This is a genomic window from Archangium lansingense (assembly GCF_026626635.1).
Taxonomy (GTDB): domain Bacteria; phylum Myxococcota; class Myxococcia; order Myxococcales; family Myxococcaceae; genus Archangium; species Archangium lansingense.
The window spans coordinates 11,118,218-11,140,132 of sequence record NZ_JAPNKA010000001.1; the positions used below are offsets into that span (position 1 = coordinate 11,118,218).

Genomic DNA, 21,915 nt, shown 5'->3' on the forward strand with positions numbered 1-21,915 from the left:
GGTTTATCACTCCCGGGGGCCCGGGTAAGCCAGGAAGAAGCCCGGGCCCCGCGCCCCGCCCGGCAGGAGACAGCGGATGAAGTTGCGCTCACGTGGCGCATGAATCCTGCTGCTCCCCCAGCCCGGAAGGACTGGGAGATGGGGCCTGGCTGATCAACAAATCGTGCCGAAAACCCCCCAACGGGGCGGCCTTCCAGTAAAAGACAGCACGCCATGGCGAATTTCCAGGACTCGTACCTCTCCGGCGGAAACATCGACTTCATCGAGGGGCTCTACGCGCGCTACCTCGAGGATCCGTCCAGCGTGGACCCGAGCTGGCGCGAGTTGTTCGCGCGCAACGACGGCGCCGGCCGTCCCATCTTCAACAAGACCCTGATCGAACCGCCCGCCCCAGTAGTCCCGGGCAAAGAAGGCAAAGGTGAGGGCAAGGGCAGCAAGGCGGCCGCCGCGGTGGCGCTGGCCCCCCAGACGGCCCCCACGGTCGCCTTCGAGCAGGACATGAAGCTGCAGGCCCGGGTGGACCAGGCCATCTCGGCCTTCCGCCTGCGCGGCCACCTGCGCGCCAACCTGGATCCGCTCGGCCGGTCCCGCCCGAGCCTGGACCACACGGCCGACGTGGGCATGGTGGACGAGAAGTACTTCTCCCCCACCGAGCTGGAGCAGATGGTGGAGAGCTCCAACGTCTTCCCCGAGGCCCGGGTGAAGCTCAAGGAGCTGCTCGGCCGGCTGCACCGCACGTATACCGGCTCCATCGGCGTCGAGTTCATGCAGATGCTCGACAGCGAGCGGCGGCGCTGGCTGATGAAGCGCATGGAGTTCACCGAGAACCGCACGGCCTTCTCGGTGGACGAGCAGCGCCACATCCTCACCAAGCTCTCCTACGCCGAGGGCTTCGAGAACTTCCTGCACACCAAGTTCATCGGCGCCAAGCGCTTCGCGCTCGACGGTGGTGAGGCGCTGGTGCCCATGCTGGATGCCGTGCTCGAGGTGGGCGGCGACCTGGGGCTCAAGGAAGTCGTCATCGGCATGGCCCACCGCGGCCGCCTCAACGTGCTGACGAACACCCTGGGCAAGAAGCCGGATCAGATCTTCAGCGAGTTCGAGGGCCCGCAGGATCCCAAGCAGCACATGGGCCGCGGCGACGTGAAGTACCACATGGGCTTCAGCTCGGACCACACCACGCGCGGCGGCAAGGGCATCCACCTGTCGCTGGCCTTCAACCCCAGCCACCTGGAGGCGGTGGATCCGGTGGTGGAGGGGCGCGTGCGCGCCAAGCAGGATCGCAGCGGGGACGGCGAGCGCACCCGGGTGATGCCGCTGCTCATCCACGGCGATGCGGCCTTCATCGGCCAGGGCGTGGTGGCCGAGACGCTCAACCTGGCGGGGCTCGAGGGCTACAAGACGGGCGGCACCCTGCACGTCGTCATCAACAACCAGGTGGGCTTCACCACCGATCCGTCCGACTCGCGCAGCTCCATCTACTCCACGGCCCTGGCGCAGATGCTGGATGTGCCCGTCTTCCACGTGAACGGGGATGACCCCGAGGCGTGCACCCACGTGGCGCGCCTGGTGGCCGAGTACCGCCAGACCTTCAAGAGCGACGTCGTCGTCGACCTCGTCTGCTACCGCCGCTACGGCCACAACGAGGGTGATGACCCCTCGTTCACCCAGCCGGCGATGTACGAGATCATCCGCAAGCACCCCACGGTGCGCACGCTCTACGCGCAGCAGCTCGCGCAGCAGAGCCGCATCCCCGCGGAGGAGTCCGAGGCCATCAAGCAGCGCTGCATGCAGGAGTTCGACGCGGCGCTCACCCGCGCCCGCGCGGAGAGCCAGTTCAAGGAGCCCAACGCGCTGGAGGGCCTGTGGCAGCCCTACAAGGGCGGACTGCACAAGAGCGCCCCCCAGGCCACCACGGCGGTGGACAAGGAGACGCTGCGCTCGGCCCTGAAGAAGCTGTCCGAGGTGCCTGAGGGCTTCAACGTCCACCGCGACGTGGAGCGCACGGTGCTCAAGAAGCGCCAGGGCATGCTCCAGACGGAGGAGCTGCAGTGGAGCGAGGGTGAGTCGCTCGCCTACGCCACCCTGCTCTCCGAGGGCTACAGCATCCGCGTGAGCGGCCAGGACAGCGAGCGCGGCACCTTCAGCCACCGCCACGCCGTGCTGCACGACGTGAAGACGGCCGAGAAGTTCGTCCCGCTGCGGCAGTTCCCCACCGGCAAGGCCCGCTTCGACGTCTTCAACAGCCCCCTCTCGGAGATGGGCGTGCTGGGCTTCGAGTACGGCTACAGCCTCGACGTGCCGGACGGCCTCACCATCTGGGAGGCCCAGTTCGGTGACTTCGCCAACGGCGCTCAAATCATCATCGACCAGTTCATCGCGGCCGGTGAGAGCAAGTGGCGGCGCCTGAGCGGCCTCACCCTGCTGCTGCCCCACGGCTACGAGGGTCAGGGCCCCGAGCACTCCAGCGCCCGTCTGGAGCGCTTCCTGAGCCTGAGCGCCGAGGACAACATCCAGGTGGCCTACCCCACCACGCCCGCGCAGATCTTCCACCTGCTGCGTCGCCAGGTGCTGCGCCCGCTGCGCAAGCCGCTGGTCATCATGTCGCCCAAGAGCCTGCTGCGCCGCCCCGAGGCGACGAGCAAGCTGGACGAGCTGGCCACCGGCACCTTCCAGGAGGTCATCCTGGACAAGGTGGCTCCGGCCGAGGTGACGCGGCTGCTCCTGTGCTCTGGCAAGGTCTACTACGACCTGGTCAAGGCCCGGGACGAGCGCAAGGACAACTCCATCGCCATCGTGCGCGTGGAGCAGCTCTACCCCTTCCCCTTCGACGAGCTGGCAGGCCTCGTCGCGAAGATGCCGAAGCTCACCGAGCTCTTCTGGGTGCAAGAAGAGCCCCGGAACTCGGGCGGCTGGTACTTCATGTTGCCCCGCCTGCATGACCTGGCCAACGCGCGAGGCCAGAACCCGCTGAAGGTGGGCTACATCGGACGCGCGGAAGCCGCCAGCCCCGCCACGGGCTTCCCGCAGACGCACAACCTGGAGCAGCAGCTCATCGTCGAGGAAGCCATCCTCCGAGGAACCAAGAATGGCCGTTGAACTGAAAGTCCCGCCCCTGGGCGAGTCCATCACTGAAGCCGTCGTCGGGAAGTGGAACAAGAAGAAGGGCGAGGCGGTGTCCGCCGACGAGCCCCTCGTCGTCCTGGAGACCGACAAGGTCACCATCGACGTGCCCTCCCCCGCCGCCGGCTCCATCGCCACCATCGCCTTCAACGAGGGCGACAAGGTGCGCGTGGGTGACGTGCTGGGCACCATCGAGGCCGGCGCTGGCGCCACCGCCACCGCTCCCCAGGCCCCGGCCGCCGCTCCCGCAGCCGCTCCGGCTCCCGCAGCCGCCGCTGCTTCCGCCGGCTCCGACGTCCGCATGACGCCCACCGCCCGGAAGATCGTCGAGGAGAACAAGCTCGACGTCGCCCAGCTCAAGGGCAGCGGCACCGGCGGCCGCATCACCAAGGAGGACGCGCTCGGTCAGCTCAACCGCCCGGCCGAGGCCCCTGCCCAGCGTGCTCCGGCCGCCCCCTCCGGCCCGCGCCCGCGCGCCGACCGCGAGGAGCGCGTGAAGATGACGCCGCTGCGCCGCCGCGTCGCCGAGCGCCTCGTCCAGGCCCAGTCCACCGCCGCCATCCTCACCACCTTCAACGAGGTGGACATGGGCGCGGTGATGGACCTGCGCAAGCAGCACCAGGAGAAGTTCCTGGCCCGTCATGGCGTGAAGCTCGGCTTCATGAGCTTCTTCATCCGCGCCGCCGTCGAGGCCCTCAAGGCCTTCCCCCAGGTGAACGCGGAGATCGACGGCGACGACGTCGTCTTCAAGCACTACTACGACATCGGCGTGGCGGTGAGCGGCAGCCGCGGCCTCGTCGTCCCCGTGGTGCGCGACGCCGACACCCAGTCCATGGCCGAGCTGGAGAAGAAGGTCGGCGACTACGGCACCCGCGCGCGCAACGACAAGCTCACGCTCGCCGAGCTGCAGGGCGGCACCTTCACCATCACCAACGGCGGCATCTTCGGCTCGATGCTCTCCACCCCCATCATCAACCCGCCTCAGACGGGCATCCTGGGGATGCACAACATCGTGGATCGCCCCGTGGCCCGCAACGGCCAGGTCGTCATCCGGCCCATCATGTACCTGGCCCTCTCCTACGACCACCGCCTCATCGACGGCCGCGAGGCCGTGCAGTTCCTCGTCCGCATCAAGGACTGCATCGAGGATCCCACTCGGCTCCTGCTGGAAATTTGAAAACCCGCTAAACGGCACCAAGCAGGAAAACAGGGCAGCCGACTAGACAGGCGCTCGGCTGCCCGCCTACAACTTCACTTGTCACCCGACGGACGGGGGACGGGAGAACGAGCCGGCCAGGCGCTGGCTCCTGACAAGGAAGCACAATGGCAACTGGTACCGTGAAGTGGTTCAACGACGCGAAGGGCTTCGGATTCATCGTGCAGGACGGTGGGGGCGAGGACGTGTTCTGCCACCACACCGCCATCAACATGGATGGGTTCCGGACCCTCGCCGAGGGGCAGAAGGTGGAGTTCGAGCTGGCCAAGGGCCCCAAAGGCCTGCAGGCGCAGAACGTTCGCGCGGTCTGACTCCGCCCCGAGCCACTACGTTACCGATAGGTGGCCTCGGAAAAAGGCCCGGCATCCCAAAGGGGAGCCGGGCCTTTCTCTTTGCGGGCTCGTCCCCCGCGCCTACTTCGCCAGGTGCCGCTTGAAGTGGTTCATCACCCACTCGTACTGGCGCTGGGTGACGAGCGGATCCGGCACCATGTGCGTGAGGCCACTCAGGGGCAGCAGCTCATGCGGCTTGCCTGCGCGGAAGAGCGCGTCGGAGAGCTTGAGCGTGTGGAAGAAGTAGACGTTGTCGTCCGCGGTGCCGTGGATGAGCAGCAGCGGGGAGATGGGCTTGGAGGTGTCGCGGGCGTAGGTGAGCACTGAGCTCTTCTCGTAGGCCTCGGGGTGCTGCTGGGGCAGGCCGAGGTAGCGCTCGGTGTAGTGGGTGTCGTAGTCGAGCCAGTCCACCACCGGGGCACCAGCCACGGCAGCCTTGAAGACGTCCGGGCGCTTGAGGGCAGCAAGCGCGCCCATGTAGCCACCGAAGCTCCAGCCTTCGATTCCCACGCGCTGCAGGTCCACCTCGGGCACCACGGCGGCGAGCGCCTGGACGGCGGCGGCCTGGTCCTCCAGCGTCACGCCAGAGAAGTCGAGGTGCACGGCGCGCTGCCACTTGGAGCCACGCAGCGGGGTACCCCGACCATCGAAGCGAGCGATGAGGAAGCCCTGGTCCGCCATCCACTGCGACAGCAGGTGCGCGGCCATGGACTTGTGGACGACGGTGACGGTGGGGCCGGCGTACACCTCGACGATGGTGGGCAGCTTCTGGCCGGGCTTTGCGTTGCGCGGGCGCACCAGCGAGGAGTGGAACTTCAGCGGGCCCACCTCGCGGTACTCGACGACGGGGACGAAGCCGGGCTCCACCGCCACCGAGGGCAGCTCGCCCACGCGGGTACCGTCCCCGCGCACCACGTAGGTGCGGGGCATGGACGTGGGGCTCGAGTGGGTGATGACGGCCAGGTTGCCGGACCGGGCGACGCTGCCGCCCTCGATGGCCTCGCCGGTGGTGCCGGGACGCACCTGCTCCGGGGCGCCGCCGTCCTTCACGCGCCACAGGTAGCTCTCGGTGGGGTTGGGGCCGCCCACGAAGTAGAGGGTGCGCTCCTTCTCGATGTAGCGCGCGAGGTTGCGGAAGCCCGCCTCCGGCTTCACCAGCGAGCGCGCGAGGCTGCCATCCGCATTGCGCAGCTCCACCTCGGGACCGCCGTTGCGCTCGGTGTGCCAGAGGAAGCCGCCGCCATCCTCCAGCCACACCGGGAAGGTCTGCTCCAGCTCGAGCCAGGCCGCATCCTTCTCGGTGAGCAGCTCCCGCGTCTTGCCGCTGGCCACGTCCACCGCGAGCAGCTTCTCCTCCGTCTGCGTGCGGTTCTGCACCAGCACCGTCAGGGGACCCTTCTTCGGCCACATCACCGTGGCCAGGTACGGGTACTTCTCCGCGTCCCACTGCACCCAGACCGTCTTGCCGCCCGTGACGGGGGTGATGCCCAGGCGCACCTTCGCGTTGTTCTTCCCCGGCCGCGGATAGGAGTAGTCCTCCGAGCCCTTCTCCGGGTGCATCACGTCGATGATGGAGAGCTTCTCCACCTCCGCGGTGTCCGACTCGGTGTAGGCGATGAACTTCGCATCCGGGCTCCACCACCAGCCGGAGAAGCGGCTCATCTCCTCCTGGGCGACGAACTCGGCCAGGCCGTGCGTCTTCGCCGGGGTACCACCGCTGGTGACGCGGTGCTCCTTGTTGGTGGCCAGCTCGATGCGGAAGACGTCGTTGTCCCGCACGTACGCCACATGCTGGCCGTCCGCGGAGAAGCGCGGATCAATGACGCCCGGGCCCGTCTTCAGCTCGGTGGACTTCCCGGTGGCGCGCTCGACCAGGTAGAGCTTGCCGGAGAGCGGCACCAGAATCCGCGTGCCATCCTCGGACAGCTGGTACGAGGTGAAGCCCTTGGCGCTCACGCGCATGCGCTCGCGGCGGGCCTTCTCCTCGGGGGAGAGCGTCTCCTCGGCGCCCTTGAGGATGGCCTCGGGGGTGAGCACTTCCTTCGTCTCACCGGTGGCCACGTCGAAGGCGAAGAGGGTCTGGATGGGCGCGCGGGGCTGGCCACGCAGGAAGAGAACGGTCTTCTCGTCGGGGGTGATGCGGGGGTTGACGGGACGCCCGCTCATGAAGCGGCGCGTCTCCGCGTAGTCCCGCAGAAAGGCATCTTGCGAGGCGGTCATGGTCTTGGCGGATGGCTGCTGGGCGAGGACGGGGGCGCTCGTCAAAAGGAGCGCGGCTGCGAGCAGGATGCGCATGCGTGGCTGGCGCCCGTGAGGCGGGCGTTCCCTCCTTTGAGGTAGGAAGCGCGAGCAGCCTACACTCCTGGCGGCGCGCGGCCCGCCAAATGCCGTGCGCGGACGGTTATTCCCAGTGATGGACGAATCCCAGAAGCACCTGCGTCTTGCGGGCATCATTCGGTTGTCGCTCGGCGGCGGGCGGGGGCCAACGGACGCGTACGTGTTCGACCCGCACCGGCTGGCATTGCCCGCGTGGGCCTGCGCGTTGGAGGACGGGCCGGCGGCGCTGCTGGTGACGCTGGATCGGCACCTGGACCTGGTGGTGCCCCAGGCGCCGGCAGCAGTGCCGGACCGCTCGGCGGGGCTGCGGGCCCTGGACGAGCACGCGCGCTGGTCGCTGGACGTGCGCAACTACGATCATGTGCTGGCGGCGATGGAGGCAGGGCTGGTGGGCGACGCACTGGTGATCGCCCGGGGACGGCCCCGAGGCACCTTCGCGGGAGACGTCTACGTGGACACGCGGGGGCGCTCGCACCGGCTGGTGGTGGTACCGACGGTGGACCGGGCGGCGGAGGCCTTCAACTCGCCCGCCCCCGGTGACGCGGTGCGGGACGTGCTGGAGTCCGCCGAGCGCATCCTCCTGGACGTGGACCTGGACTGCTTCACCAGCCTGAGCGACGCGGACCCGACCACGGTGCTGCCCTGGCCCCGAGGTGTCATCCGGGAGTACCTCCTGCCACCGGACTCGGAGTCCTTCTGGGAGGCACTGCTGAGCAGGTGCGTCGCGCTGACGCTGGCGCGCGAGCCTCATCACTGTGGGGGGCTGCTGGCATCGGGGGAGCTCTTCCGGGATGTGGCCGAAGTGCTCTTCCGGGAGCTGCTGCACACGCCCCCGCCCTGATTTTCCTTTTTCCCAGTTTTCCTCTATTTGAAGACGGGCGGGCCCTTCGGGATTACCATCTGGCCCGATAGGGAAGCATCCAGGCAGGCGCCAAGATTTCTTCCCGCGCCCCTCCATTCCGCCCCCCTCCCTCTGGGAGAATGGCCCCCGCCTCATGAACGGCTCGCCCCCGCAGAAGGTCATTCCCCCGCAGCTCGCCCGACGAATCCATTTCGTCGTGCTGGCGTGGCTCACCCCCTCCGCGCCCATCGCCGGATACCTCCTCGCGTTGTCGCTGGGGTTGTCGGCCGAGGACCACCTCTGGGCCCTGACGCATGTGCTCCCGGTCGTCTTCGTGGTGGCGGCCTTCCTCATCCCCTGGGTGGGAATCTCCTCGCTGCTGCGGAGCAACATCCCCACGTGGCCTGACGAGCCACCGCAAGAGCGACTCGCCCGCCTGCAGATGCTGCCCTGGAAGCTTGCCTTCGTGGGGACCCAGGCCCCTGCCCTCCTGGGCGGCCTCATCTATGTCGTCCCGTTGGTCGTGCGCACCGGCAAGCATCCCGTGATGATCGGGCTCGGGTTCCTGGTGGCCGCCACCATCGGCCAGGTGCTGGCACTGCCCGTGGGCATCAAGCTCGAACAGATGTTGATGCCGCTCGTGGTCGAGGAGCGCAACCGCCTGCGGGTGCATGCCAGCGGACGGGGGCTCTTCTGGCCGAGGCAGCGCTGGTTCCTGCCCTACGTGTTCGCCGCCACCCTGACGAGCACCCTGGTGCTCACGGGAGTGGTGTTCATCCTGCAGACGCTCGAGCTGCGCGACCAGCAGATGCGCGCCGTGCTCGCGGACCCGGCCATCTCCAAGGCCCAGGGCGAGCTGATCGCCGAGAAGCTGCACGGCTTCAGCGACTCCCTGCTCTCGACGATGGGCCCGCCACTGCTGACCCTGGGGGCGTTCGTGCTGATCGTCCTGTCGCTCTCCGCCTGGATGCTGGCACGCCGCCAGGTGCGCGCGACGGCGGCGGTGCTGGAAGCCGTCGAGGCCCTGGCCAAGGGCGCCCCCTGCGCTCCGCAGTGGGCCTCCACCGATGAGATGGGAGACCTCGCGGCGGGCATGGTCACGGTGCTGGAGCGACTGCAGGAGATTCCCACCCGCCTCCAGGCCTCGGCCACCATGCTGCTGTCGGCGAGTACGGCGCTCGGCTCCGCGAGCAACCAGCAGCGTCAGCGCCTGTCCGAGCAGGCCGCCATGCTGCAGCAGGCCCAGCTCACCTCGGAGGAGATTCGCACCACCTCCGAGCTGGCCTCCCACAAGGCCGAGAGCGTGCTGAGCGTGGCGGGCCACGCCGGACAGCTCGGCCAGTACGGCGAGGAGGCGCTGGATAGAACCCTGACGGGCCTGAACACCATCCGCGACTTCGTGGACGGCATCCGCGGCAAGGTGCTGCGGCTGCAGGAGAGCGCCACGCAGATTGCCCACATCGCCGTCACGGTGAAGGACCTGGCGGACCAGTCCCACCTGCTGGCGCTCAATGCCTCCATCGAGGCCGCGCGCGCGGGAGACCAGGGGGCGGGCTTCGCCGTGGTGGCCAGCGAGATTCGCAAGCTGGCGGATCAGACCATCCGGGAGAACGCCCTCATCCGCAAGAGCCTGCTGGACATCGGCACCGCCATCCGGGACGTGGTCTCCATGAGCGAGCAGGGCGCGCTGCAGGTGGAGGGCGGCCTGGAGATGGTGAAGTCCTCGGGCAACAACCTGCGCGAGATGTCGTTCATCATCCAGGAGAACGCCGCGGCCGTGCGGCAGATCGCCGTCGCGGTGAACCAGCAGAACACGGGCATCTCGCACATCTTCAATGCCATCGCTCACATCTCGGCCGGCATGGACGAGACGATGAAGCGGCTGGACACCACCCTGCAGGCCACCGAGACGCTTCAGGCCGTCACCCGCGAGGTGACGGAGATCGCCCGCCGCTACCAGCTCAACCGCTGAGGCTAGGGCGAATCCAGGAAGGCAGGCCGGAACTCCGTCACCTGGCCGCCGCTGAAGGAGAAGCGTCCGCCGAACTCGGGTCGCTCGTCGTTGAGGACGTACCCGAAGTCGAGGCGGAACGGGAAGGTGTTGAACTGGGGGAAGAGCAGCCGCAGGCCCACGCCCACCGAGTGCACGAAGCGAGGGCCCTCCTCGAACGCCGAGCCCGCGTCGTAGAAGAGCACGCCGCCCAGGTGCACCGTGTAGAGGATGAGGGGCCGGGTGCGGTACTCCACGTTGAGCAACGCCATGCGCTTGCCTGAGTAGGCCTCCGGTCGCGCCCCCCGCAGTCCGTTGCCGCCTCCGAGCAGCAGCACGCGCTCGTTCAGGTCGTCGATGTTCACGTCCAGCAGGCCCCTCACCACGAAGCGCCCGCCGAGCACCTTCGGGGAGACCTGCTGAAACTCCGCGGCCCAGCGGCGGTTGGTCCAGGTCCCCGCCCCTTGCCCACCGAGAACCCGGCGCACAGAGGCAGCGGTGGCCAGCGAGGAGAGCGCATCCCCCAGTCGCACGCGGTAGCGGGCGGTGAGCCCCACCTCAGCGAAGTTTCCCGCCGAGGCCAACAGCGCGGGGGCGTAGCGCGCCGTGGCGGTGAGGTAGGGCCCCACCTGGAAGTCCTCCGAGAGGGCGTAGGAGTCCACGTCGCGCATCACCTCGTAGCGCGTCTCCCAGAAGCGCGCGTAGGCGAGCACATACGTGGCGTCCTCGCTGCGTGGCAGGAGGGTGTCCCGCAGCCAGGCGCTCTGGGCCTCATCCAGCCCGGAGCTCGCGGGAGCCCCATAGCGCCGGTGGTACAAGCCTACGCCTCCACCCGCGTCCAACTTGTAGCGCGAGCCCCAGGAGCGCAGGTACAGCGTGCTCCCGCTGAACTCGCGAGCATCGTAGATGTAGGGCACCGTGCCGCCCCCGGGGTACGGCAGGGCCCACACCTCGGCGCCGCGGAAGACGCGGATGGGCTGCACGCGCCACACGGCCTGCGCCTGGAAGCTCCAGGGCGTGTCCAGCGAGTAGAAGGGGCGCGTCACCTGCACGTTGCCCCGGGAGCCCTCGAGCTGGCCGCTCTCGCGCCCGAAGACGAGGGAGGCCGTCTCACTGAGGGACCAGCGGCTACCTCCCAGACGCGGGTCCACATAGGTCTGCCCGAGGCTCACCGAGTCCAGGCGCAGCAGGAAGTCCAGCGCCACCTTCTTGTTCAGCCCGAGGAAGTTCTGCTCGGTGCCCTGTAGCCGCAGTGACTGAACCAACGTGCCCACCACCTGGAAGTCCTGGTTGAGCCGCAGCGACCAGAGGTCCTTGGTGATGATGAGCAGCGACACCGCGTCCGGCGTGGAGCCGCGCACCGGCACCACGCGCACCACCGCGAAGATGCCCAGCTTGCGCAGGTTGCGCGCCGTCTCCAGGGCCCGCACCGCCGAGTAGGGCTCCCCGGGCTTCAGCAACACCTCGCGCCGGATGACCCCTTCGCGCGTGCGCGCGTGGAACACGTTGAGCAGCAACGGGTAGGGGTCACTCGGGGCGACGACGTCCTCGGAGGCCACGAGCACGGACTCCAGGCGCTTGCCCTCGGGCTCCGGCTCGATGCTCCGGCCCTCTTCGAGGGCCAGGCCCCATTGCACGAGCGCATCCTCGTAGCCCTTGGCGGGCGGAGCGGGGTCCGCCGCCAGCAAGGGCGCGACGAGGAGGGGCAGCCAGGCAAGCGACACGGGCCCCATCCTGTCACGCCGCCGGGGCCGTGGAATACGCTAGTGAACAGCTCCGGCCTGTACCGGGCTCGAAGGGATTCCCGGGCGTAGCCGGAAGCGGGAGACTTCAGCCTTTCGTAGAGCTGCACCCCGTAACGTCCGGACTCAACGTGAAGATTCTCCTGGTAGAGGACAACGAGGACATCCGCGAAGGGCTGACCGATCTGCTCGAGAGCGAGGGCTATTCGGTCGCCGGTAGCGGTACTGCGGAAGAGGGACTGGCCCGCTTGAGGTCGGAGTCCTTCCACCTGGTCATCACCGACTACATGCTGCCCGGCCAGAATGGTGACTGGCTGTTGGAACAGGCCGAGCGGGAGCACCGGCTGCACAGCACGGGCGCGTTGATGATCACCGCCCACCCGCGGGTCCGGCCTCCCTCCGGCGTGCGCCTGATGCACAAGCCGCTGGACATCGACGACTTCCTGCGCGTGGTCTACGAGTCCATCACCCCATTACGCGCTGTCGGTGGGTAGCGGCACCGCACGCAGGTCTCCCGGACGTGGCGAGGGCAGCTTCTCGCCCCGGGCAATGGCCGCCACGATGCGCGCGAGCTGCTCCACCCCATCCGACAGGGCCGCGGGCCCCGGCTGGAGGATGACCGGGCTCTTCACCTCGTAGAGCTGATCCTCCACCACCGCCGTCACCCGCTCCCAGCCCGGCCGCGAGATGATCTTCTCGCGCTTCGCCTTGCGGCCACACCAGCTCGCGATGACACCCTCGGGATTCCTCCGGGCCACTTCAGCTGGCTCGAAGATGCGGCCCTTGGCGCCCTGGTGCTGGCGCGACTCGCGGCACACGTCCTCCCCGCCGACCCACTCCACCAGCTCCGAGCACCAGCGGATTCCGGAGATGAGCGGCTCGTGCCACTCCTCGAAGAAGATGCGGGGCCGGCGAGGAAGCCGCTCCGCCGCCTCCGCGTGCCGCACGAGGTTGGCCTCCAGCTCGTCCGCCAGCTTCTCCGCGGCCTCGGCCCGCCCCACCATTGCCCCCACCACGCGCACCGTCTGCAGGATCTCCGCGATGGAGCGCTGGTTGAAGAGGACCACGGGCACCCCGCGCTTGCACAGCTCGCGGCCGATGTCCGCCTGTAGATCCGAGAAACCCAGCACCAGGTCCGGCTTCAGCTCGAGGATTCGCTCGAAGTTGGCGTCCAGGAAGGAGCTGACACGCGGCTTCTTGCGCGCCTCGGGCGGACGCACAGTGAAACCGGAGACACCCACCACGAGGTCTCCAGCACCGATGCGGTACAGCGTCTCGGTCGTCTCCTCCGTCATGCAGACGATGCGCTGGGGGTAGCGCGGCGCAGAGGAGAGCAAGGCCTTCAGTCGGTCGCTCATATGACTCTCAGTGTAAGGCTTCAACCGCCCTGGATCGGCGCCCGGTGTCTTCCCCCGGACTTCCTTCCACCGGCCCTTCCGGACCATGCTCTCCCCTACCCCGAGCCGGGCCTGGATGGCGATCGATATGACTCCCGCACGCACGACCTCCCGCACCTGGGTCCTCCTCCTCCTCGTGGTGGTGGCCACGAGCGCCTGCGGCCCGCGCACCAAGCAGCAGCGCCAGTCTCACGGCGACAAGCGGACCGACGAGGCCACCCTGCTGCTCAACGAGGCCTCGCAACATCTCCGGGAGCTGAACGCGGACCGCGCAGAGCCGCTGCTCGCCAAGGCGGAGAAGGTGCTGGCCCACCCGGACGTGGACCTCTCGCCCGAGGGGGACATGCTCCGCTCGGAGCTTGCGGAGCTGCAGGCGCGCGTTCCGCGGGTCCGCGAGGAGAAGGTTCGGCGGGAGAAAGAGTCCGTCACGGATCGCGAGCGCAAGGAGCGCGAAGCCATCGCGGAGCGCGAGCGCAAGGCGCTCGAGGCCACGGTGGAGAAGCAGCGAGACGCGGTCGTGGAGGCGATGTTCGCGGTCACCGAGGCGCTGGATGCGCTCGAGGCCCGGAATGCCGGAAGCGAGCAGGTGACGGCGGCGAGCGACGCCATCCAACGTACCCGGGAGCGGCTGAAGACGGGCAAGGAGCTGGAGGCGAAGAGCGAGGACTATGCGGCCTCGGCGCGGAGCACCGAGCGGCGCCTGGAGCAGGCGGAGACTCGGCTCCAGAGCGCCCGGAGGGTGATCGACTTCGTGTCCGGGCCGCTCGGCGAGAGCCAGGAGGCGCCGGCCCTGGAGAAGAAGGCGAAACGGGAGAAGGACCTCGAGGCACGGCTCTCGATCTACACGGACGTCAGGAACCGTTACCTCCGCTGTGGAAGTGAGGCGGACAAGCTGCTCTCCGAGATGCCTGAGCTTGCGCGCAGCCCGCTCTCCGTAAAGGGTCGCCCGATGGCGCTCAAGGCCGTCGCCGCCGGGTGCAAGAAGAAGGCGGGCCTCACCCAGCGCACCGTGGTGAAGGTGCAGAAGGCCAAAGTGAAGTGGGAGAAGGCCCAGGCCAAGCGGGAGAAGGCCCGAGAGAAGATGGAGAAGCTCAAGGCGGCCCGGGAGAAGGCCCGGGAAGCCGCCCGGCAGAAGGCACTCGCACGCAAGCGCAAGTAGACCTCACGAGGTGTACGCCGCCTCGCCGTGCTGAGTGGAGTCGAGCCCCATGCGCTCCTCCTCCTCGGTGACGCGCAGGCCCACCACCTTGTCCACCAGCTTGAGCAGGCCGAGCGTCACCACCGCGGTGTAGGCACCCACCACCAGCAGGGCCAGCGCCTGCTTGCCGAGCAGCGCCGGATTGCCGTGCAGCAGCCCATCCGCGCCCGCCGGGTTGAGCGCGGCCTGGGAGAACACGCCCACCAGCAGCGCGCCCAGCAGGCCGCCCACGCCGTGCACGCCCCAGGCGTCCAACGCGTCGTCGTAGTGCAGCTTCTCCTTGAGCAGCACCGCGCCGTAGCACACCAGGCCGGAGATGAGCCCAATGACCAATGAGGCCCCGGGCGACACGTAGCCCGCCGCCGGGGTGATGGCCACCAGCCCCGCCACCAGCCCGGACACGAAGCCCAGCAGCGTGGGCCTCCGGCGGAAGGACCACTCGGCCACCGTCCACGAGAGCGCCGCCGCCCCCGCCGCCACGTGCGTGGTGACGAACGCCAGTGCCGCCACCTTCCCCGCCGATAGCGCGCTGCCCGCGTTGAAGCCGAACCAACCGAACCACAGCAGCCCCGCCCCCATCACCGTCATCGGCAGGTCATGCGGAATGAAGCGCTCGCGCCCGTAGCCCACGCGCTTGCCCACGTACAGCGCGCACAGCAGCGCGCTCACCCCCGCAGTCCAATGCACCACCGTGCCGCCCGCGAAGTCGAGCACCCCCAACTGCAGCAGCCACCCTCCCTCGGCCCACGTCCAGTGCGCCACCGGGTCGTACACCAGCGTGCTCCACAGCAGGATGAAGAGCGCATACGCGCTGAACTTCATCCGCTCGGCGAACGCGCCCGAGATGAGCGCCGGGGTGATGATGGCGAACTTGAGCTGGAAGGCCATGAAGACCAGGTGCGGGATGCTCCCCTTGGCCTCCAGCGACACCCCGTCCAGGAAGAGGAAGTCCGCGCCGCCGATGAGCCCTCCGTGCGTCTTGCCGAAGGCCAGCGAATAGCCGAACAGCACCCACTGCACCGTCACCAGCGCCAACGCGAAGAACGAGTACATGAACGTGGCCAGCACGTTCTTGCGCCGCACCATGCCGCCGTAGAAGAGCGCCAACCCTGGCGTCATCAGCAGCACCAGCGCCGAGGCCACCAGCATCCACGCCGTATCGCCTGAGTCCGCTACCGGCTCGGCCGCCTGGGCGTGCGCCTGCCCGGCCGCCAGCACTCCCATGACCGGCGCCAACAGCCGGCTCCTTCGCACCCACGGAGAAATCACCATGGAGTCGGAGACTGCATTGACGCGGTGCGCAAATCCAGCGTCGGCCTGAGGGGAATCCTGAGAAACGCAGCGCGTCAGGGAAGGACCCGGCAGGTGAACCTGTCTGGTACGTGACGTCTCGGCGCTGGGGCCGTATGGTCGGCCCCCTACAACAGGGGAATCCGGCAGCTCCCGACTTTTCGGAGCCGGCGCGTCTGGTGGTAGCATACGGGATAGGTCACATTTCGCCCCGCCCGGCGGCGGGCGGCGGGGGAGCTCATGGTACAAAGCGGCGCGCAAGCTCAGAGCGCACCGGCCGACGTCGGAGATCCCCTCATCGGCCGGATCCTCAACGACAAGTTCCGCATCGTGGAGGCGCTCGGCGCGGGCGGCATGGGCCGCGTGTACAAGGCGGTGCAGTCCCCCCTGGAGCGGCTGGTGGCGCTCAAGGTGCTCAACCCCCAGTACAGCGAGGGCAAGGACCCGGGCTTCCAGAAGCGCTTCTTCCTGGAGGCGGCCGTCACCTCCAAGCTGCGCCACCCCAACACCGTCACCATCATCGACTACGGCCGCACGGACGATGGCGTGCTGTACATCGCCATGGAGTACCTGGAGGGGCAGACGCTGGCGCAGCTCCTCACCCAGCTCGGGCCGCTGCCGTGGATGCGGGTGATGAACATCGCCCAGCAGGTGGCGCGCTCGCTGCGCGAAGCTCACAAGGTGGGCCTCATCCACCGCGACCTCAAGCCCGCCAACATCATGGTCCTCAACGAGGAGGAGGATCATGACGTGGTGAAGGTGCTGGACTTCGGCCTGGTGAAGTCCTTCCTGCCGGACCGCGGCGGGCCCAACGAGACGGAGATTACCCAGGCCGGCGTCATCCTCGGCTCGCCGCAGTACATGGCGCCCGAGCAGGCGCGCAATGTGTCGGACCCACGCAGCGACGTGTACTCGCTGGGCGTGGTGATGTTCCAGATGCTGATGGGGCGCCCGCCCTTCATGGCGGCGCAGAGCATCGACGTCATCTTCAAGCACCTCAACGAGGCCCCGCCCGTCTTCGCCGCTGTCTGGCCCGCGCACACCGTGCCGCAGGAGGTGGAGGCACTGGTGATGCGGTGCCTGTACAAGCGCCCCGAGGAGCGCTTCCAGTCCATGGATGAGGCTGGAGGCCATCCGCCGCGCCGCCACCTCCGCGGGCTTCAGCGGGGCCTTCTCCAGCCCGCGCGCCATCACCAGCGGACTCACCGCCATTCCCTCGCCCGGCAGCGGTCCCATGTCGGGCCCGCAGACGGGCCCCCTGCCCTCTCCCGGCTCCACGGGCGCGAGCACTGTGGCGCTGGACATCGCCGTCGAAGAGGCGCCCGCGAAACCGGCCGCCCGGCGCACACTGCCCCTGGCCCTCTTCGCTGGCTCGCTGGTGCTCGGCCTGGGCGTGGCCGCGGTGGTAGCCCTGCGCACTCCCGCGCCCCAGTCCCCGCCAACTCCCGAGCCCATCCAGGCGGTGGCTCCGGCGGTGAAGACGCCTCCGGCCGGGCAGCCCGCCCCCGCCACGGAGTCCGCACCCGCGGTCCCGACGCCGCAGCCTGCCGCTGAGTCCGCGGTGGTGGCCGCTCCGTCCGCCACCGCCGAGCCCGTGGCCATCCGCTTCCTGATCGACAGCGTACCCGGCGGCGCGAAGGTGCTGTACCAGGGACGCACGCTGGGAGAGACGCCCGTGGAGCTGCCGGTGCCTCCTGGCGCCGATGGCCGCGCGAGCGCCCGCCTCACGTTCGCGATGGAGGGCTACCAGCGGGTCACCGTCATCGCCGAGGGCGAGGGGCCCGTGGTGCGCCACCAGCAGAAGCTGAAGAAGAAGTCCGGTTCCCGCTCCGCGTCGGACAGGAACTCCGCCGGGTACAAGGACGACCCTTACTGAGATTGTGATGAACCCGACCGCCCTGAAGCGAGCGGGCGCCCTCGCGCTGGTGTTGTACGCGGGGAGTGCCTTCGGCGACGCGCGCCTGGAGGCCCGCCGTCATTTCCGCAACGGTATGAGCCTCATCGGCCAGGGTCAGTACGACCAGGGCATCGCCGAGCTGCTCGTCGCGTATTCCATCAAGCCCCACCCCAACGTCCTCTTCAACATCGCCCGCGCCTACCAGGACGCGGGCAGGTTGACCGAGGCGGCGGACTACTTGCGGCGTTACATCTCCGCCAACCCGCCGGACATGGCCAACGCGCAGGCCGCACTGGTGAAGCTGGAGGAGGCGCTGCGGGCCGCCGAGGCGACAAAGCAGGCCGAGGCGGCGAAGCCCACCGAGCCAGCGGTGCCGGGGAAGAAGCCCGGACTGCCCCCCATGCCCGCGGCTCCCGGCGCCGAGGCGGCCCGGTCGCTCGCGGTCCTGGTCGAGCGGCTGGAGAAGGCCATCGCCCGCGCCGAGTCCCTGCCCACGGCACCGCCCGCTGCCAGCCCCGCGAAGCCCACGTTTGACGACGCGGTCCCCGACGCCGAAGCCGAGGCAGCCTCCGCGGAGGACGAGGGAGCGGTGCCCTACGAGGAGCTCGTGGTGACGGCCAGCCGCCGCGCCCAGTCCTCGCTGGAGGCGCCCAACGCCACCACCGTCATCACCGCCGAGGACATCCGCCTGTCGGGCGCCACCAGCCTGCCGGAGCTGCTGCGCCGCGTGCCGGGCGCCGAGGTGATGATGCTGGGGCCGGCCAGCGCCAACCTCTCGATACGCGGCTTCAACCAGCGCGTCGCCAACAAGGTGCTGGTGCTGGTGGACGGCCGCACCGAGTACCAGGACTTCCTGGGCATGACGCTCTGGTCGTCCATCCCGGTGGAGCTGCAGGACATCGAGCGCATCGAGGTCATCCGCGGCCCGGGCAGCGCGCTCTACGGCGCCAACGCCATGCTGGGCGTGGTCAACATCATCACCCGCCCTCCGGGCACCGGCCCCAAGGCGCGCTTCCAGGTCCAGGGCGGCAACGGCAACACCGCGGGCGGCAGCTTCGTGAGCCATGGCGGCACGGGCGGGCTGCGCTACCGCGCCTCGGCGGCGTACATCCAGGCGGACAAGTGGAGCCGCGACTTCGCGGGGGACCGGCCGGACATGGCGGTGGTGGACCCCCAACCCGACCTGGGCGTGCGCAGCGCACGGGGAAGCCTGGCCACCCACTACCAGTTCGACTCGGGTGCCACGCTGGGCCTGTCCGGCGGCGTCAACCGCTACTACACGGAAGCCTACCCGCTGGGCGTGCTGCGCAACTTCTACCTGGACGGGGTGAGCGCCTTCGCCAAGGCGGACGCGGAGCTGGGGCCCCTGAAGGTGAAGGCCTTCTGGAACCACCTCTCGGTGGACGCGGGGCCGCAGTTCGAGGCCGTGGGCCAGCGCTCGCTGGCCACGCACGTTGAATCCAACCTCTTCAACGGTGAAGTGCTCTACAGCAAGCGCTTCGAGCTGCTGGGCGAGCACCATGTGAACGTGGGCGTGGAGGGCCGCCTCAAGCGCGTGGCGTGGAGCTACCTGGGCCCCCTGCGCGAGGAGATCCACGCCGCGGCCTTCGTGCAGGACGAGTGGCGCCTGGCGGAGCCCCTGCGCGTGGTGGCCTCCTACCGCGTGGACCGTCACCCGCTGCTGGACAAGGGCCAGCCGGGCCTCGCCCACTCGCCGCGCGTGTCCGCTGTCTTCATGCCCTTCGAGGGCCATGCCTTCCGCGCCAGCGCTGCCTCGGCCTTCCGCGTGCCCACGTTCCTGGAAAGCTACATGGACGTGCATATCCCCATCCCGAGCGTCAACGGCGCCAGCGCGCTCTCCAGCGGCAACCGGGCGCTCCAGGCGGAGCAGATGGTGGCGCTTGAGCTGGGCTACCGCGGCGAGGCCCCCAGCCTGGGCATGGACTGGGACGTGGCCCTGTACCAGAACCGGGTGAGCAACCTCATCCACCTGTCCGCGGTGAGGCCCCTGCCGGCGGAGGAGTCCTGGGACGCCACCACGGGCACGTACCTGCTGGGCCGCTCCCTCTTCGAGAACGAAGCGGCCGTCTACACCGCGCGCGGAGCCGAGGCCGGTGTGACGCTGGCCCCGGTGGATGGCCTCGGCATCAAGGCCAACGCCGCCTTCCAGCAGGTGTCGGCCGAGGGCGAGGATGGCCTGTGCGGCCCCTGCAGCCAGGCACCCCAATTCAAGCTCTACGGCGGCGTCACCTACCGCACGCGCCAGGCGCTGGAGCTGGGCGTGGACGTGGCCTGGACGTCCAACACCACCTGGGTGGAGCGAGAGCCCGCGTCGAAGGACCCCACCGTCATCGAGCCGCTGGCCAACTCGCTGCCCGCCTACACCGTCATCAACGCCCGCGTGGGCTACACGCCTGTGAAGGACCGGGTGTCAGTGGCGCTGGTGGGCTCCAACCTGGGCCCCACGCACGCCCAGCACCCCTTCGGCAACCGCATCGAGCGCCGCGTGCTCGCCATCCTGACGGTGACCCCATGAGCGTCCCCTGCTCGAAGAGCCTGGTAGGCCTGGCCCTGGCGTCCGTGCTCGCCACCGGCTGCGAGCCCCCACCCGTGGTGCCCACCGCGGACCAGCGCCAGAACCAGAAGCTGGCCCGCATCGACGGACAGGTGGTGGTGCAGAGCCGCGCCCGCGGCAACGCCATCGTCCTGCTCTATGACGCCGAGCGTCCGCCTCCGCCCCAAGGCGCGGGCCGCCCGGTGAGCTTCACCGTCATCCCCGCGCAGCAGCTCTTCGGACCGGCGGAGCCCGGCTCGTCCGGCCCCTTCACCGCGCCCTTCTCCTTCAGCCTCGTGGCCCCGGGGCGCTACCTGCTGCGCGGCTTCATCGACGCGGACACCTGCCTGGCGGTCGCCTCGCCCTGCCACGGCCCGGACTTCATTCCCTGGTACAGCATCACCGGCGAGCCCAACGCCGGAGACGTGGGAGGCGCCGCGGTGGACCCCATCACCCGCGTCCCGCGTGTGGTGGAGGTGGCCGTGGGCCCGGATGGTGTGCCCCAGGCTGCCACCGGCGTCTCCGTGAGCTTCAGCGACTCGAACACCGTCCCCGAGCGGCCCGCCTTCCGCGTGGAGGGAGGCACCTCGTTCAACCCCACGTCGGGCCCCAAACGGCTCGAGCTCTGGCCCCTGCAGGTCAACGAGGGCGTGGTGTCCATCCACGCGCACACGCCCACCATGCTGGTGCGCTACGTGGACGACAACGCCGACGGCGTGCCCGACGACGCCGACGGGAACGGCCAGCCGGAGCTGTGGCCGCGCGTGCTGGTGCGCAAGCTGGCGGACGGGGAAGGACTCAGTGCCGCGCAGAAGCTCGCCGACGAGAACGACCTGGATCGCGATGGCCTCCTCGATGCCGTGGGCACCGACTACCCCCGGGCCGATGGCACCAGCGACGGACTGCCGGACCAGGTGGTGCTCGCCGCGACGCTCGCGCCGGACCCGGCCCTGATGGATGCCCTCCGCAATCCCGATGGCACTCCGCGCATGTATCCCGTGCCCGTGAGTTCACTGGGAGTGCTCGTGCTGCCTCAGGCGCTCGATGTGAGGAATCCACTCAAGCGGGAGGCTCTGAAGTCGGTGCCTTCTGGCCGCTACGCCATTACGCTCGTCCAGTTCACTGGCCAGACGTGGCGCGTACCCAACGAGCTGTCTCCCACCTTGGCGCTCGAAGACGGGTTGCCTCCGGTGGAGAGCCAGTCGTTCGTTCTCGAAGTGCCGTAAAAAAGCTCATCCCAGCCGAGCGAAAAACTCCAAGGGCGGATAGCAGGTCGCTTTGACTTCGAGCTGTCCGTCGGACAACATACTCAGGAATTCCCGAATAGGGATGTGGAGGGGGGACAGTGCAGGGAGACTCTCCAATGAAGCCGGCAACTGTTGTACCCGAAGCAGCGGCGACGTCATCGCCACGTCCGACGTCGGCTCCCAATGAGCCGGCGCGGCCGACTGCTGCCTCCACTGGGCCGGTGCATACCCCAGCTCCGGTGTCCGAGCCGGCGCGTCCCTTCGGCATGCTGAATGCCGAGACGGCCAAGGCCTTCGCGGCCGTGACGAGCGCCGAGTCGCGCGCCTTCGCCCGTCCGGAGCCCGGCGTGCAGCCGCAGCGCGTGCTGCTGGTGGATGACAGCCGCTCCATCCGGACGCTGCTGAAGATCTACCTGATGGCGCGCTCCTTCGAGTACATCGAGGCCGAGTCGGCCGAGGCGGGCCTGAAGGTGCTGGAGTCGCAGCCGGTGGACCTCATCCTCACCGACTTCCACATGGACGGGATGAACGGCGCGGACTTCGCGGCGACGGTGCGAGCCAGCCGCGACCTGAAGGTCGCCAAGATTCCCATCCTGATGATGACGGGTGACGCGAACGCCGCCGAGGTGCGCAACAAGGGCCAGAAGGCGGGCATCAACGCCTTCGTGCGCAAGCCGGTGAGCTGCGCCCAGCTCATGACGCTGGTGGACACCATCCTCCCGCCGCCCAAGAAGGGCTGAGCTGGCCGAGG

16 protein-coding genes are annotated in these 21,915 nt (G+C 69.0%); 12 read left to right on the plus strand and 4 right to left on the minus strand.

What is annotated here, in order from left to right; all coding sequences use genetic code 11:
- The first annotated feature begins 213 nt into the window (after nt 1-213).
- The 3 genes from OV287_RS44465 to OV287_RS44475 all read left to right on the plus strand — a co-directional run bounded on the left by OV287_RS44465 (nt 214) and on the right by OV287_RS44475 (nt 4,650).
- Nucleotides 214-3,099 (plus strand): 2-oxoglutarate dehydrogenase E1 component, encoded by a 2,886-nt coding sequence (locus OV287_RS44465; RefSeq protein WP_267540125.1) that lies wholly within the window; start codon nt 214-216, stop codon nt 3,097-3,099.
- Complete coding sequence (gene odhB, locus OV287_RS44470; RefSeq protein ID WP_267540126.1) at nt 3,089-4,300, plus strand: 2-oxoglutarate dehydrogenase complex dihydrolipoyllysine-residue succinyltransferase; 1,212 nt, start codon at nt 3,089-3,091, stop codon at nt 4,298-4,300. Before OV287_RS44465 ends, odhB begins: the two co-directional genes overlap by 11 nt.
- A gap of 146 nt (nt 4,301-4,446) precedes the next feature.
- The gene (locus OV287_RS44475) at nt 4,447-4,650 is read left to right on the plus strand and encodes a cold-shock protein (RefSeq protein WP_073558789.1); all 204 of its coding nucleotides are present in this window, start codon (nt 4,447-4,449) and stop codon (nt 4,648-4,650) included.
- Between the two features lie 102 nt (nt 4,651-4,752).
- On the opposite strand, the gene OV287_RS44480 is transcribed toward OV287_RS44475, so the two are convergent.
- The gene (locus tag OV287_RS44480; protein ID WP_267540127.1) at nt 4,753-6,966 is read right to left on the minus strand and encodes a S9 family peptidase; all 2,214 of its coding nucleotides are present in this window, start codon (nt 6,964-6,966) and stop codon (nt 4,753-4,755) included.
- Nucleotides 6,967-7,084: 118 nt separating this feature from the next.
- Between OV287_RS44480 and OV287_RS44485 the strand changes: the two genes are divergently transcribed.
- Entirely contained in the window at nt 7,085-7,849 is a 765-nt protein-coding gene (locus OV287_RS44485; protein ID WP_267540128.1) for a hypothetical protein, read from the plus strand.
- Between the two features lie 154 nt (nt 7,850-8,003).
- Entirely contained in the window at nt 8,004-9,821 is a 1,818-nt protein-coding gene (locus OV287_RS44490; RefSeq protein ID WP_267540129.1) for a methyl-accepting chemotaxis protein, read from the plus strand.
- Nucleotides 9,822-9,823: 2 nt separating this feature from the next.
- Here the strand turns inward: OV287_RS44490 and OV287_RS44495 are convergent, their stop codons facing one another.
- Nucleotides 9,824-11,572, minus strand: a complete 1,749-nt coding sequence (locus OV287_RS44495) for a BamA/TamA family outer membrane protein (RefSeq protein WP_267540130.1) — start codon at nt 11,570-11,572, stop codon at nt 9,824-9,826.
- Between the two features lie 140 nt (nt 11,573-11,712).
- Here OV287_RS44495 and OV287_RS44500 point away from each other — a divergent pair, with 140 nt between their 5' ends.
- On the plus strand, nt 11,713-12,075 hold the full coding sequence (locus OV287_RS44500; protein WP_267540131.1) for a response regulator: 363 nt from the start codon (nt 11,713-11,715) through the stop codon (nt 12,073-12,075).
- Here the strand turns inward: OV287_RS44500 and OV287_RS44505 are convergent.
- Entirely contained in the window at nt 12,055-12,939 is an 885-nt protein-coding gene (locus OV287_RS44505) for a cobalamin-binding protein (RefSeq protein WP_267540132.1), read from the minus strand. The two genes, OV287_RS44500 and OV287_RS44505, sit on opposite strands and share 21 nt — an antisense overlap.
- A 127-nt stretch (nt 12,940-13,066) precedes the next feature.
- Between OV287_RS44505 and OV287_RS44510 the strand changes: the two genes are divergently transcribed.
- Entirely contained in the window at nt 13,067-14,137 is a 1,071-nt protein-coding gene (locus OV287_RS44510) for a hypothetical protein (protein WP_267540133.1), read from the plus strand.
- Between the two features lie 3 nt (nt 14,138-14,140).
- On the opposite strand, the gene OV287_RS44515 is transcribed toward OV287_RS44510, so the two are convergent.
- On the minus strand, nt 14,141-15,412 hold the full coding sequence (locus OV287_RS44515) for an ammonium transporter (protein ID WP_267540134.1): 1,272 nt from the start codon (nt 15,410-15,412) through the stop codon (nt 14,141-14,143).
- A 294-nt stretch (nt 15,413-15,706) separates the two neighbouring features.
- Here OV287_RS44515 and OV287_RS44520 point away from each other — a divergent pair, with 294 nt between their 5' ends.
- The 5 genes from OV287_RS44520 (at nt 15,707) to OV287_RS44535 (ending at nt 21,904) form a co-directional block, all read left to right on the plus strand.
- On the plus strand, nt 15,707-17,020 hold the full coding sequence (locus OV287_RS44520) for a serine/threonine-protein kinase (protein WP_308809790.1): 1,314 nt from the start codon (nt 15,707-15,709) through the stop codon (nt 17,018-17,020).
- A gap of 10 nt (nt 17,021-17,030) precedes the next feature.
- Entirely contained in the window at nt 17,031-17,342 is a 312-nt protein-coding gene (locus OV287_RS56275; protein WP_308809791.1) for a PEGA domain-containing protein, read from the plus strand.
- A gap of 7 nt (nt 17,343-17,349) precedes the next feature.
- On the plus strand, nt 17,350-19,899 hold the full coding sequence (locus OV287_RS44525) for a TonB-dependent receptor domain-containing protein (protein WP_267540135.1): 2,550 nt from the start codon (nt 17,350-17,352) through the stop codon (nt 19,897-19,899).
- Nucleotides 19,896-21,143 (plus strand): hypothetical protein, encoded by a 1,248-nt coding sequence (locus tag OV287_RS44530; protein ID WP_267540136.1) that lies wholly within the window; start codon nt 19,896-19,898, stop codon nt 21,141-21,143. The genes OV287_RS44525 and OV287_RS44530 overlap by 4 nt, the downstream gene beginning before the upstream one ends.
- Nucleotides 21,144-21,403: 260 nt before the next feature.
- A complete protein-coding gene (locus OV287_RS44535) occupies nt 21,404-21,904 on the plus strand; it encodes a response regulator (protein WP_267540137.1) in 501 nt (166 codons plus the stop codon).
- Nucleotides 21,905-21,915 lie beyond the last annotated feature (11 nt).